General features: G+C 31.4%; 9 protein-coding genes. 6 read left to right on the forward strand and 3 right to left on the reverse strand.

Annotation, left to right across the window (positions count from 1 at the left end):
- Window positions 1-19: 19 nt before the first annotated feature.
- The 5 genes from recG (at window position 20) to LOS89_RS07195 (ending at window position 5,616) form a co-directional block, all read left to right on the forward strand.
- Window positions 20-2,122: an ATP-dependent DNA helicase RecG gene (gene recG / locus LOS89_RS07175; protein WP_231834607.1), complete on the forward strand. Its 2,103-nt coding sequence runs from the start codon at window positions 20-22 to the stop codon at window positions 2,120-2,122.
- A gap of 55 nt (window positions 2,123-2,177) precedes the next feature.
- Complete coding sequence (locus LOS89_RS07180; protein WP_231834608.1) at window positions 2,178-3,041, forward strand: bestrophin family protein; 864 nt, start codon at window positions 2,178-2,180, stop codon at window positions 3,039-3,041.
- An 82-nt stretch (window positions 3,042-3,123) separates the two neighbouring features.
- The gene (locus tag LOS89_RS07185; RefSeq protein ID WP_231834609.1) at window positions 3,124-3,603 is read left to right on the forward strand and encodes a hypothetical protein; all 480 of its coding nucleotides are present in this window, start codon (window positions 3,124-3,126) and stop codon (window positions 3,601-3,603) included.
- Between the two features lie 10 nt (window positions 3,604-3,613).
- A complete protein-coding gene (locus LOS89_RS07190; RefSeq protein WP_231834610.1) occupies window positions 3,614-4,627 on the forward strand; it encodes a proline iminopeptidase-family hydrolase in 1,014 nt (337 codons plus the stop codon).
- Window positions 4,628-4,692: 65 nt separating this feature from the next.
- A complete protein-coding gene (locus tag LOS89_RS07195) occupies window positions 4,693-5,616 on the forward strand; it encodes an AraC family transcriptional regulator (RefSeq protein WP_231834611.1) in 924 nt (307 codons plus the stop codon).
- 48 nt (window positions 5,617-5,664) lie between these two features.
- Here the strand turns inward: LOS89_RS07195 and LOS89_RS07200 are convergent, their stop codons facing one another.
- Both LOS89_RS07200 and LOS89_RS07205 read right to left on the reverse strand, forming a co-directional pair.
- The gene (locus tag LOS89_RS07200) at window positions 5,665-6,045 is read right to left on the reverse strand and encodes a DUF779 domain-containing protein (RefSeq protein WP_231834612.1); all 381 of its coding nucleotides are present in this window, start codon (window positions 6,043-6,045) and stop codon (window positions 5,665-5,667) included.
- A gap of 191 nt (window positions 6,046-6,236) precedes the next feature.
- A complete protein-coding gene (locus tag LOS89_RS07205) occupies window positions 6,237-7,742 on the reverse strand; it encodes an aldehyde dehydrogenase family protein (protein WP_231834613.1) in 1,506 nt (501 codons plus the stop codon).
- A gap of 268 nt (window positions 7,743-8,010) precedes the next feature.
- Here LOS89_RS07205 and pheT point away from each other — a divergent pair, with 268 nt between their 5' ends.
- Window positions 8,011-10,440 carry a phenylalanine--tRNA ligase subunit beta gene (gene pheT, locus LOS89_RS07210; protein WP_231834614.1) on the forward strand — a complete coding sequence of 810 codons (2,430 nt, stop codon included), beginning with the start codon at window positions 8,011-8,013 and terminating at the stop codon, window positions 10,438-10,440.
- Window positions 10,441-10,540: 100 nt separating this feature from the next.
- Here pheT and LOS89_RS07215 read toward each other — a convergent pair whose 3' ends face one another.
- Window positions 10,541-12,904 (reverse strand): T9SS type A sorting domain-containing protein, encoded by a 2,364-nt coding sequence (locus tag LOS89_RS07215; protein ID WP_231834615.1) that lies wholly within the window; start codon window positions 12,902-12,904, stop codon window positions 10,541-10,543.
- Window positions 12,905-12,934 lie beyond the last annotated feature (30 nt).

Consider the following 12,934-nt stretch of genomic DNA (forward strand, 5'->3'; position numbering starts at 1 on the left):
GAACACTGTTAACTAAATAATGAATCTACTCGAAACTCCCATAGAATATTTAAAAGGCGTTGGTCCTCAACGTGGCGATTTGTTGCGCAAAGAGTTGGGCATTCATAAATATGTAGATTTACTCAATTTATTCCCAAATAGATATATCGACAGAACCCGTTACTACAAAATTAACGAACTGCAAAACAGCAATTCAGAAGTTCAAATTATAGGGAAAGTTATTCACATTAAAACGGTTGAACAAGGTAAAGGAAAATCGAGATTAGTTGCAACATTTGTAGATGATACGGGTCAAATGGAACTAGTATGGTTTCAAGGACAAAAATGGATTCGAGAAAGTTTGAAAATCAATATTCCGTATGTGATTTTTGGAAAAGTATCGCAATTTGGTGCTACTTTCAATATGGCGCATCCTGAAATGGAAATGTTAGAAGAGCACAAAGCTAGTCTTCGTTCTGCTATGCAACCTGTTTATCCCAGTACAGAAAAATTAACCAATAAAGGAATTTCAAACAAAGTCATCAATAAAATGATGCAACAATTGTTTGTCGAAACCCAAGCATTATTTTCTGAAAACTTACCTAATTATCTCTTGGAAGAATTAAAGCTTATTCCAAAAAATGCGGCTTTATTCAATATTCATTTTCCTAAAAGTCAAGATTTATTAGCTAGAGCACAATTTCGTTTAAAGTTTGAAGAATTGTTTTTTATTCAATTACAATTGATAACAAAAAACCTCATTCGCAAGCATAAAATTAAAGGAATGCCTTTTGAAAATGTTGGCGAAAATTTCAACAATTTCTATAAAAATCATTTGCCTTTTGATTTAACCAATGCACAAAAACGCGTTTTAAAAGAAATTCGAAACGACCTTGGTAGTAATGCGCAAATGAATCGATTATTGCAAGGCGATGTTGGTTCTGGAAAAACAATAGTTGCTTTAATGTGCATGCTTTTAGCAAAAGATAACGGTTTTCAAAGCTGCTTAATGGCACCAACCGAAATCTTAGCCAATCAACATTTTAATGGTATTACAGAGCTTGCAAAAGAATTAAACATCAATATAAAAATACTGACAGGATCTACTAAAACTGCAGATAGAAAAATCATTCATGAAGAGTTAGAAAATGGTTCTTTAGACATATTAATTGGAACGCATGCTTTATTAGAAGATAAAGTACAATTTCATAATTTAGGTTTGGCTATCATTGATGAACAACATCGATTTGGTGTGGAACAACGTTCTAAACTTTGGAAGAAAAATGATGTTCCTCCTCACGTTCTTGTAATGACGGCTACTCCTATTCCACGAACATTAGCCATGAGTTTATATGGCGATTTAGATATTTCAGTAATTGATGAATTACCACCTGGAAGAAAACCTATTCAAACCGTTCATCGATATGATTCTAATCGATTGAAAGTTTGGAAATTTTTAAAAGATGAAATTGCAAAAGGTCGCCAAGTGTATATTGTATATCCATTAATTCAAGAATCTGAAAAAATGGATTATAAAGATTTGATGGATGGTTATGAAAGTATTTCAAGAGATTTTCCATTACCACAATATGCTATTTCTATTGTTCATGGCAAAATGAAACCTGCCGATAAAGATGAAGAAATGCGTCGTTTTGCTGAAGGAAAAACCAATATTATGATTGCTACAACCGTTATTGAAGTTGGGGTTAATGTTCCTAATGCTTCTGTAATGGTTATTGAAAGTGCAGAGCGTTTTGGATTATCGCAATTACACCAATTACGTGGTCGTGTAGGTCGTGGTGCCGAGCAAAGTTATTGCATCTTAATGACAGGTCATAAACTGAGTAATGATAGTAAAATCCGTATGGAAACGATGGTACGAACAAATGATGGTTTTGAAATTTCGGAAGTCGATTTAAAACTAAGAGGTCCTGGTGATATTATGGGAAAACAACAAAGTGGCGTTTTAAATCTTCAAATTGCAGATTTAGTTAAAGACAAAGAAATTTTACAACTAGCACGACATCATGCTATTAAACTTTTAAAAAATGATGCACCAATGGAAAAACCAGAACATGCAAAACTTCGCGAAGCTTTTATTGAGCTCAGCAAAAAGAAAACTATTTGGAATTATATAAGTTAAATTTGGTAATTGATTAACCCATCACCTATTTCCTTTAACCCTAAACCCTAAAATAATGGTTCAATACAACCCAAAAGACTGGATTACATTCATATTTCGTTTTCATAAATCGGACACCTTTCGTCAATTAATTCCAATGATGGCTTTAATAGGGCTTTATTCTGGAGGAATAGCATACTTAGAACTTGAATATTGGAAACTTTCAGAAAAAAGCTATGTAAAAAACCTAACCCTAATGCACACTACCGTAGGTTTTGTATTGTCGTTATTATTGGCATACCGAACCAACACAGCTTATGACCGCTGGTGGGAAGGAAGAAAACAATGGGGTGCACTAGTAAACAACAGTCGTAACTTAGCTATTAAACTTTCAGCATTTTTATCTAACGAAAATGACAAATACTTTTTTAAAAAAATCATTCCAACTTACTCTTCTGTGCTTTCAAAACATTTGATGAATGAAGAAATTAATCAAATGCTTTTTGACGGAATAGAATTGGAAATGGATCATCATAAACATCGCCCAAATCAAATTGCAAAAGTATTGTTTCAGAAAGTAAACGAACTTTACAAATCGGGTACAATTACTGGCGAACAGTTTTATATTATAAATAGCGAACTGCAATCATTCACCGATATTTGTGGTGCTTGCGAACGCATAAAAAACACACCTATTCCGTATTCGTATAGTTCGTTTATTAAAAAATTCATTTTCTTCTTCGTCATGACATTGCCTTTTGGTTTTGTATTCAGTTTAGGTTACTATGTAATTCCTGTAGTAATTTTTATTTTTTATGTATTGGCCAGTTTAGAACTTATTGCAGAAGAAATTGAAGATCCTTTTGGTAATGATGATAATGATTTACCAACACAAAAAATTGCTTCCAATATCAAGAAGCATGTAGAAGAGATTTTGTAGGTAATTCGGACGAAATTTGGTATATTTGAGAATATATTTTCTAATTTTTAAGAATATTTTGATTCAAAATTTATTAAATAAGTTGTTTAAAAAAAATGAAAGTTTAGTTCATATTACTCAATATCCAAATGAATATATAATAGAAACTTTTAATTCTTCCGACGCTGGAATTTGGGTACGATCAAATTTTGTATCGGTAAAACCACTTGATGTTGAAATTGATGAAATTGAAAAATTAATTAATATACATTTTGATTCATCCAAAAAAGTAAATTATGAAAAATATGATTTAAAATCAGCAAATGAAAATTACAAAAAAGTTACCAAAAGAAGTTCTATAAAAAAGCAAATGGAAAATGCTAAACAAGTTTCTATTTATCGAAAGAAAAATTTAATTGAATTAACACCTAACATTAACGGAGGAACTTCTGGAGACTATAGAGGTTTTAGATCAATTAGTGATAAAATGATTACATTAGATAATAATTTAATTACTGAAAATGAAATTGCTGAAAATGAAATTGCTGAAAATGTTCTGAAACTTTTTTCTGATTGTAAATAAATATCATACTATGAAAAATCTAATCAAAATCTCGCTACTTCTCTTTACTCTTTCTTTATTCATAAGCTGTAAACAAGAAACGGTAGCAACACAAAACGACTATTTTGCACAATCGGCAGATAGTATTCAAAATGGTGGTGTAAAAGTTATTCCTATTACAACTCCAAAAGGCACTTTTAATGTATGGACAAAGCGTATTGGTAACAATCCAAAAGTGAAAGTTTTGCTTTTAAATGGTGGTCCTGGCGCAACACACGAATATTTTGAATGTTTTGAAAACTTCTTGCCAGCAGAAGGCATCGAATTTATTTACTACGACCAATTAGGATGTGGAAATTCGGATAATCCAAACGATACTTCCATGTGGGATTTAGCTCGCTATGTTGAAGAAGTTGAGCAAGTTCGTAAAGCACTAAAACTTGATAACACTAATTTCTACTTGTTAGGACATTCTTGGGGTGGCATTTTAGCGATGGAATATGCTATTAAATATCAAAACAACATGAAAGGAATGATTATTTCAAATATGATGTCGAGTTGTCCTGAATATGGTAAATATGCTGATGAAGTTTTAGGCAAACAAATGAATCCTGACGTACTAGCACAAATTGAAAAAATTGAAGCAGAAAAAGATTTTTCAAATCCAAAATACATGGAATTATTACTTCCTAATTTCTATGAAAAACATATTCTTCGCTTTCCTGCAAAAGATTGGCCAGAACCTGTAAATCGTTCTTTTGGAAAAATGAACCAATCGCTTTATGTAACCATGCAAGGTCCGAGTGAATTTGGTATTTCAGGAAAATTGGAAAATTGGGACAGAACTAATGATTTAAAAGACATTAAAATCCCAACATTAGTAATTGGTGCTACTCATGATACGATGGATCCAAAATTCATGGAAAAAATGAGCACATTGTTTCCAAAAGGTTCTTTCTTGCTTTGTTCAAAAGGAAGTCACATGGCTTTTTATGACGATCAGAAAACCTATTTCAAAGGCTTAATTTCGTTTTTGAAAAATTAAGTTAAAAGCAACTCTTAGTAGTTGCTTTTTTTGTATCTTGTTTTAGAATTTAGGATTATCATAAAATGCCAAACAAATCTTTACTTTTTACACCTGTATTAACCCATGAAAAGTCGTTAAAAACTTTAGTGGAAAACAGAACTATTTTCTCCTTAGACCATTGTGAATTAAACATTTTTGAAACTTATCAAAAATCTGATTTAGTTCCCTTAAAGTTTAATGATTTAGTAGTAACAAGCATGCTTCGCGGTAAAAAAGTAATGCATTTATTTGAAGATCCAAGTTTTGAATATTTACCAGGCGAAACCGTGATTGTTCCTTCCAATGCTGAAATGAAAATCGATTTTCCGGAAGCTTCTAAAGAAAATCCTACACAATGTATTGCTTTAGCAATTGACAATCAAATTATCACCAATACATTGGATTTCTTAAACGAAAAATATCCAAAAGAAGGAAAAAACAATTTATGGAAACTAGACCACGAAAACTATTTCTTTTATAACAATGTAGAATTAGCCGGAACCATTAATAAATTGATTAAAGAATGTATGGGCAATTCGATAACAAAAGATGCACTTGCCGATTTAACGTTACAGGAATTGATTATTCGAATTATTCAAACACAAACTACCAAACGTTTTGAAAGTGAAACATTCATTGATAACAATAGTCCGATTACGCCATCAATAGAATACATTAAAAATAATATTAGAGAAACTATCAATTTGAAAGATTTAAGCGATAAAGCTTGTATGAGTACCACTTCTTTTTATCGCTATTTCAAAAGAGAATTAGGCATGAGCCCAATTGAGTATATTTTGAATGAAAAGATAAAATACGCTAAAAAACTATTGAGCAATCCAAACATTCAGGTAAACGAAGTTTCTTATGCTACTGGTTTTGAAGATTGCAATTACTTTATTCGATTATTCAAAAAATACGAAGGCGTTACACCGAAACAGTATCAATTGATGAATTATAATGGGTAAAAAGTGATTAGTGAATAGTAATTAGTGAATAGTAATTAGTGAACAGTATTATTCATTTAATCGAATTTCTTCTAAGTTATCTGCTTCTTCTTCCGTAAATAATCTGTAATTTACTTTGAATGTTTTTCCGTAAGGGGTTTCTAAAGAAAAACCTCCTGCTCCTATTCCATCGGTAACATCCAACGTAAAATGTGCGTGTTTCCAATATTCGAACAAATCTTTGTCTACCCAAAATTCAAAACCCTGAATTGTTCCAATACAAACATCGCCATAACGCAAATAAAATCCGCCTTTTTCAAAACATTGCGGTTGGGTTCCTTCACAACAACCACCAGCTTGATAAAACATCAAATCCCCAAACTTTTCAGAAAGCATGGTAATTAGTTCAAGTGCTTTTTCGGTAGCATCTAATCGTTTTATTTTTTCCATATCTAAAATTTAAACATATAAGTCATATAAGTTTTATCCTCGTAGCATACTTCTTAAATGCTCTTAAAATAATTGCGCAAAACGTAATGTAAGCTTTTATGACTTATATGTTATAAAATAATTAAGTCCACAAAAGTTCAAATCGTATATAAAAACAAACCCAGCATTACACTGGGTTCGTTTATTATCCATTAAAAGAAACCTAATTTGTTTTTATTGTAAGAAATCAACATGTTTTTTGTTTGACGATAATGGTCTAACATCATTTTGTGGTTTTCTCTACCAATACCCGATTGTTTGTAACCTCCGAAAGGCGCTCCAGCAGGATAAGCATGATATTGATTTACCCAAACACGACCCGCTTGAATAGCTCTTGGTACTTGATATAATTCGTGAGCATCACGTGTCCAAACACCAGCTCCTAAACCATACATAGTATCATTTGCAATTTCTAAAGCTTCTTCAGTAGTTTTAAAAGTAGTAACTGCTAATACTGGTCCAAAAATTTCTTCTTGGAAAATACGCATTTTGTTGTGTCCTTTAAACAATGTTGGTTGAATGTAGTAACCTCCATCTAAATCGTCACCTAAATGATTCACATCACCACCACATAATAACTGGGCTCCTTCTTCTTTACCTAGTTGAATATAAGAAAGGATTTTATCTTTTTGAATTTGAGAAGCCTGAGCACCCATCATTACTGTTGGATCTAACGGGTTTCCTGTTTTAATTGCTTTAACGCGTTCTAATACTCTTTCAATGAATTTATCATAAATAGATTCATGAATAATCAATCTGGAAGGACAAGTACAAATCTCTCCTTGATTTAAGGCAAAAAGAACAGCACCTTCTAAGGCTTTGTCTAAAAACTCATCATCAGCATCCATAACTGATGGGAAGAATATATTAGGTGATTTTCCTCCTAACTCTAACGTTACTGGAATAATGTTTTCTGTAGCATATTGCATTACCATTCTTCCAGTTGCAGTAGAACCTGTAAAGGCAGCTTTTGAAACTTTTGGATTTGTAACCAAAGTTCTTCCTAACTCGGCACCAAATCCGTTAACAACATTCACTACACCAGCAGGAATTAAATCTCCAATAATTTCCATTAATACCATAATCGAAATTGGTGTGCTTTCAGCAGGTTTTAACACAACACAATTACCTGCAGCTAAAGCTGGAGCCAATTTCCAAACGGCCATTAAGATTGGGAAGTTCCAAGGAATAATTTGAGCTATAACTCCTATTGGCTCATGAACAATGATAGAAACAGTGTCTTTATCTAGTTCTGTAATTGAACCTTCTTCAGCACGAATTACACTCGCAAAATATCGGAAATGATCAATAGCAAGTGGAATATCCGCAGCCATAGTTTCACGAATTGCTTTTCCATTGTCTAAAGTTTCAACTGCTGCAATATATTCTAAGTTTGCCTCAATTCTATCGGCAATTTTATTAAGCATGATACTACGCTCCGTAGCTGAAGTTTGGCTAAATGATTTGAATGCTTCATCTGCAGCATTTACAGCCATTTCTACGTCTAATTTTGCAGAATGTGCTGCTTTCGACATTAATTTCCCGTCAACTGGAGATAATACTTCAAAATACTGTCCTGTTGAAGGAGCAGTCCATTTTCCATTAATGTAATTATCGTACTTTTCTTTTAATTGAGGTCTTTGAACTAAATTACTCATAATTTTGATTTTTAGGTTTGTTTCTCAAAATTAATTTCATTTCACTTCATAAAGTAGCACAATTATTTCATATGATAGCACAAAATTGATATTAATAAAATTTTAACGCTAAAAAAATTAACATTTAACATATTTTAGATTCTAATTTTATCAATTTGATAATTAAAACTGAAATAAATTTCCACAATGAGATGTTTAAAAATTCTAATTGCTTATTTCTAATTTCTAATTTTTAAAAGTATCTTTGCGGTTTAAAATTCGATACAAAATGCGTATATCTTACAATTGGTTAAAACAGTTCATTAAAACCGATTTAAAATCTGAAGAAATTGCTGACATCCTTACCGATTTAGGTTTAGAAGTTGAAGGTGTAGATAAATATGAAAGCTTAAAAGGTGGTTTACAAGGAGTTGTTGTTGGACATGTACTTACATGCGAAAAACATCCTGATGCCGATAAATTAAAAATCACTACAGTTGATTTAGGAGATGGAAACGCTCCTGTTCAAATTGTTTGTGGTGCTCCAAATGTAGCAGCTGGACAAAAAGTTCCTGTAGCAACGATTGGTACAAAACTTTTTGACAAAGAAGGAAACGCATTCGAAATTAAAAAAGGAAAAATTCGCGGTCAAGAAAGTCACGGAATGATTTGTGCTGAAGACGAATTAGGTCTTGGGGAAAGTCATGACGGAATTATGATTTTGGCTGAAGATTTAAAACCAGGAACTTTAGCTTCAAAAGTATTCCAAATTGAAAACGACGAAGTATTCGAAATTGGTTTAACACCAAATCGTGCTGATGCTATGTCTCATATGGGTGTAGCTCGCGATTTACGTGCAGGATTATTACAAAAAGGAACTTCTTCGGAATTAATTACGCCATCGGTAAGTAAATTTAAAGTAGAAAAACGTACTTTAAAAATCGATGTAAAAGTTGAAAACGAAAAATTAGCGCCAAGATATTGCGGTGTAACTATTTCAGGAATTGAAGTAAAACCTTCACCTTCTTGGTTACAAAACCGTTTAAAAGCCATTGGATTAACTCCAAAAAATAACGTAGTTGACGTTACAAATTATGTTTTACACGAATTAGGACAACCTTTACACGCTTTTGATGCGGCTCAAATTAAAGGAAGCAAAGTAATTGTAAAAACAGTTCCTGCAGGTACTAAATTTGTAACATTAGATGATATTGAACGTACGCTTCATGAAGAAGATTTAATGATTTGCGATGAAAATGGTCCAATGTGTATTGCGGGTGTTTTCGGAGGGAAATCTTCAGGAGTTTCTGAAAGTACACAAGCTATTTTCTTGGAAAGTGCTTATTTTAATCCGGTTTCTGTTAGAAAAACAGCAAAAAGACATACGTTAAGTACTGATGCTTCTTTCCGTTTTGAAAGAGGTATCGATCCAAGTATTACCGAATATGCTTTAAAACGTGCGGCTTTATTGATTCAAGAAGTGGCAGGTGGTGAAATTACCTCGGATATTATAGATATTTATCCTAAAAAGATTGAAGATTTTAGTGTTTTCATTCATTTTAATAAGGTGAATAAAATCATTGGAGAAGATATTAAACCAGAAACGATTAAAAAGATTTTGGCTTCTTTAGATATCAAAGTTAATAGCATTACCGAAGCTGGTTTAGGTTTAACTATTCCTTCTTACCGTGTTGATGTTACTCGTGAAATTGATGTTATTGAAGAAATTTTACGTGTTTACGGTTATAACAACATTAAAATTCCATCAAAAGTAAATGCTACAACAGCTTATTCTTCTAGAACAGAAGAGTTTAAAGTTCAAAATATTATTGCTAACCAATTGTGTTCGTTAGGATTTAACGAAATGATGGCGAATTCTTTAACAACCCCAGATTACGTTAAACTTTCTGAGAATTTAAAAGAAGAATTCAATGTAATGATGTTAAATCCATTAAGTAGTGATTTGTCTGCAATGCGTCAGTCATTATTATTTTCTGGATTAGAAGCTGTTTCTTTTAACATCAACAGAAAAAGAAGCGATTTAAAATTCTTTGAATTCGGAAAAAGCTACCACAAATTACCTGGCGGTTACGATGAAAACAAACACTTAACCCTTTTAGTAACTGGAAATCGTCAAAACGAAAGTTGGACAAATCCACAATCAAAATCAGACTTTTTCTTATTCAAAGGTTATATCAACACTGTTTTAAGTCGTTTAGGATTAGACAAAAAAGTAACTTCTTTACCGTTTGAAAATGATGTATTTGCAGAAGGATTAGCTTTAGCGGTTGGAAAAGAAATCATTGTAGAATTTGGTACCGTTAAAAAATCGGTTTTAAAACATTTCGACATCAAACAAGAAGTGTTATATGCAGATTTTGCTTGGGATAAAATTCAGAAATACGTTTCAAACAAAATTAAATTTACTGATATCCCTAAATATCCTGAAGTTCGTAGAGATTTAGCATTATTATTAGACGAAAGTGTAGCTTTTGAGCAAATCTATACGATTGCAAAACTAACAGAAAAAGGCTTAATAAAAGACGTGAATTTGTTTGACGTTTATCAAGGGAAAAACTTACCAGAAGGAAAAAAATCGTATGCTGTAAGTTTCATTCTTCAAGATAACTCTAAAACATTAACGGATACTCAAATTGATAAAATTATGAGTAAACTTCAAAGTAATTTTGAAAGTCAGTTAGGAGCGAGCTTGAGATAGTACTCTGTTTACAGTCGCAGTTTACAGTATAAAAAACGCCTGATTCAAATGAATCGGGCGTTTTTTTATTTTTATGAATGTCACGCTGAGTTTGTCGAAACTATTCTTTAACAAACTTCGCATTAGCACTACCCTTTTCAGAGTTCACCTTGACAAAATACGTTCCTGAAGCTAAATTTGCAACATCAATTGCATTTACATTATTAGTAACCGCCATTACAATTTGTCCTAATTGATTATAGATTTCGATTGAATTCAATTGAATACCTTGTTTTGCTTGAATATTTAAAACGTCTTTTGCTGGATTAGGATATAAAGTAAAATAAGTTCCAAAATCAAAATCTTGAGAGCTTAAAGCAGCAACTGTTGTTGTATATGTATTTGTTGTAATTGGGAAATTATAATCAAAGTAAATGTTAGCATTGTTAGTGAAAGTATCACCTAAAACTAAAGTTGGTTTCGTTTTAATTTTAAATAACACATAACCATCATTAGTTGCATCATTAAAATCTAAATTGATGTTTTCAAAAATGAACTCTACTTTATTTCCATTAATTCTGGTAAAAAAATCATGACTACTTTTTAATGGAATTAAAGTAGCAATATCAAACTTATTCAAATCAATCATGTCTTTTACTACAATATTTTCAGCAGGATAAGTACCCGTGTTTTCAAAACGAATTAAATAATGCACATATTTCCCAACTTCACTTGGCGTAATTGTTTCTCCTTGTAAACACGTTTTGTCGTTTGGATCGTATGAACCAACTACAATTTGTTTTAAAGCAGAAATATTATCGTTTTGCACTTCATCATTTGTAAAAGGCGTAATTTGAGCAAGAAAATCCAATTGATCACCGATATTAACTGCGGGTGTTTCCATTGGAGAATTTACATTAAAAACAATTCCAATCTCTCTAGTTTCGAAAGGTTGTAAATTAGTATAATTCCATGTGAAATTATTTACTGCTGAACTATTAAAAACTGGATTAGACAAAACATAATCCAATCTTGTATCATCAAAAGTAAATGAAATACTTCCATTTTCAATTTGATTTCCTTTGTTACGATAAATCAGTTTATAATTAGCATCAAAACCTGGACGAGCTGGAACTGTTGGAATCAACACTACTTCAACGTCATGATGAACTCCATTAGCTGTTACACAAAAATCTTGCGTAAACGGACTTGTTTGTGTTGGAAAATCAACAGTAAAACTAGTTGGGAAAATATTAAAATAGCTAGGGTTTTCAAGGTTTGGAGTTATAGTATGATTTCCTGCGGAAACTGGTATATTATAATTTCCTGTTTGGTTTACAATTAAAGAACCAGCATTAGTTCCATCAGTAATTGAAAAATTTAAATTGGAATAATTGATATCCGAAGCATCACAACCATTGTTGTTTGAATCGAGTTTTGTATTGCCTGAAATTTCATAGAATGTTCCTCCTGGTGTGAAAGAGCAGTAATCGTTTACGTTGCAATCAGGAATAAATGAATATAAACATTGTTGTTGCACATAATCAATTTCTTCAGCATCTGCACAAATAAAATTTAAGTTTGGGTTACTAAAAAAATCTAAAGTACACGAACTTTCATTTCCATTTTTTAAAAATAAACTTAGTAATTGATTTGAACTACATTTTAAATATTCTAACTTTGACAAGTTTTCAATATTTAAAGTTGTAATAAAATTTGAATCACAATCCAATTCTTTAAGTTTTGTTAATTCATCAACATTTAATGATGTTAATTGATTTGAATTGCATCTAAAATATTCTAAATTTAACAATCCTTGAACAGAAATAGAATTAATTTGATTATAACTACATATTATAGAGTTCAAATTGGTTAAATCATGAGCACTAAAATTCGTTAGTAAATTATTTTGAATAAAAAGGATTTCCAAACTTTCTAAATCTTCTATATTAATCTGTGCTAATTGGTTATTATTTGCGTTTAATAATCGTAGATTTAGTAATCCTTGAAGATTTAAGTTTGAAATTTGATTATCAGAACACCATACAGATTTTAGATTAGTTAAAGATTGTAAATTTAATGAAGTTAATTGATTGTTAGAACAATTAAACTGTACTAAATTAGTCAAATTTTGAATGTTTATTGAAGTTAATTGATTACTTAAACAAGATAAATGTTCCAAATTAATAAATGCTTCTATTCCTGAAATATTTGAAATATTTGAATTTGAAACATCTAGCCATTTTATAGCCTGAGCCTCACTCACTTGTATCTCACCATCATTATTTGAATCAATAACATTGTAACTATAAACACCCCAAGTACCATTCATCGAATTGTAAACTAATGAACTTGTTGACGCAATCTGATTACTCGGGCTCGCACTCAACAACTTCGCTTTAAAATTAGCATCAGGTATATTCACAATTTGAGCATTACCTAAAAAACCAATTATCAAAAAGGACAAAAAGTAAAGTTTTTTCATTTGTAAGAAATTAATGAAGCAAAAATAAGA

The organism is Flavobacterium channae, assembly GCF_021172165.1.
Taxonomy (GTDB): domain Bacteria; phylum Bacteroidota; class Bacteroidia; order Flavobacteriales; family Flavobacteriaceae; genus Flavobacterium; species Flavobacterium channae.

Bases quoted from the DNA above. Each gene is read 5' to 3' on its own strand.
- recG (WP_231834607.1), top strand. From the start codon at position 20: ATGAATCTACTCGAAACTCCCATAGAATATTTAAAAGGCGTTGGTCCT.
- LOS89_RS07180 (WP_231834608.1), top strand. From the start codon at position 2,178: ATGGTTCAATACAACCCAAAAGACTGGATTACATTCATATTTCGTTTT.
- LOS89_RS07190 (WP_231834610.1), top strand. From the start codon at position 3,614: ATGAAAAATCTAATCAAAATCTCGCTACTTCTCTTTACTCTTTCTTTA.
- LOS89_RS07195 (WP_231834611.1), top strand. From the start codon at position 4,693: ATGCCAAACAAATCTTTACTTTTTACACCTGTATTAACCCATGAAAAG.
- LOS89_RS07200 (WP_231834612.1), bottom strand. From the start codon at position 6,045: ATGGAAAAAATAAAACGATTAGATGCTACCGAAAAAGCACTTGAACTA.
- LOS89_RS07205 (WP_231834613.1), bottom strand. From the start codon at position 7,742: ATGAGTAATTTAGTTCAAAGACCTCAATTAAAAGAAAAGTACGATAAT.
- pheT (WP_231834614.1), top strand. From the start codon at position 8,011: ATGCGTATATCTTACAATTGGTTAAAACAGTTCATTAAAACCGATTTA.
- LOS89_RS07215 (WP_231834615.1), bottom strand. From the start codon at position 12,904: ATGAAAAAACTTTACTTTTTGTCCTTTTTGATAATTGGTTTTTTAGGT.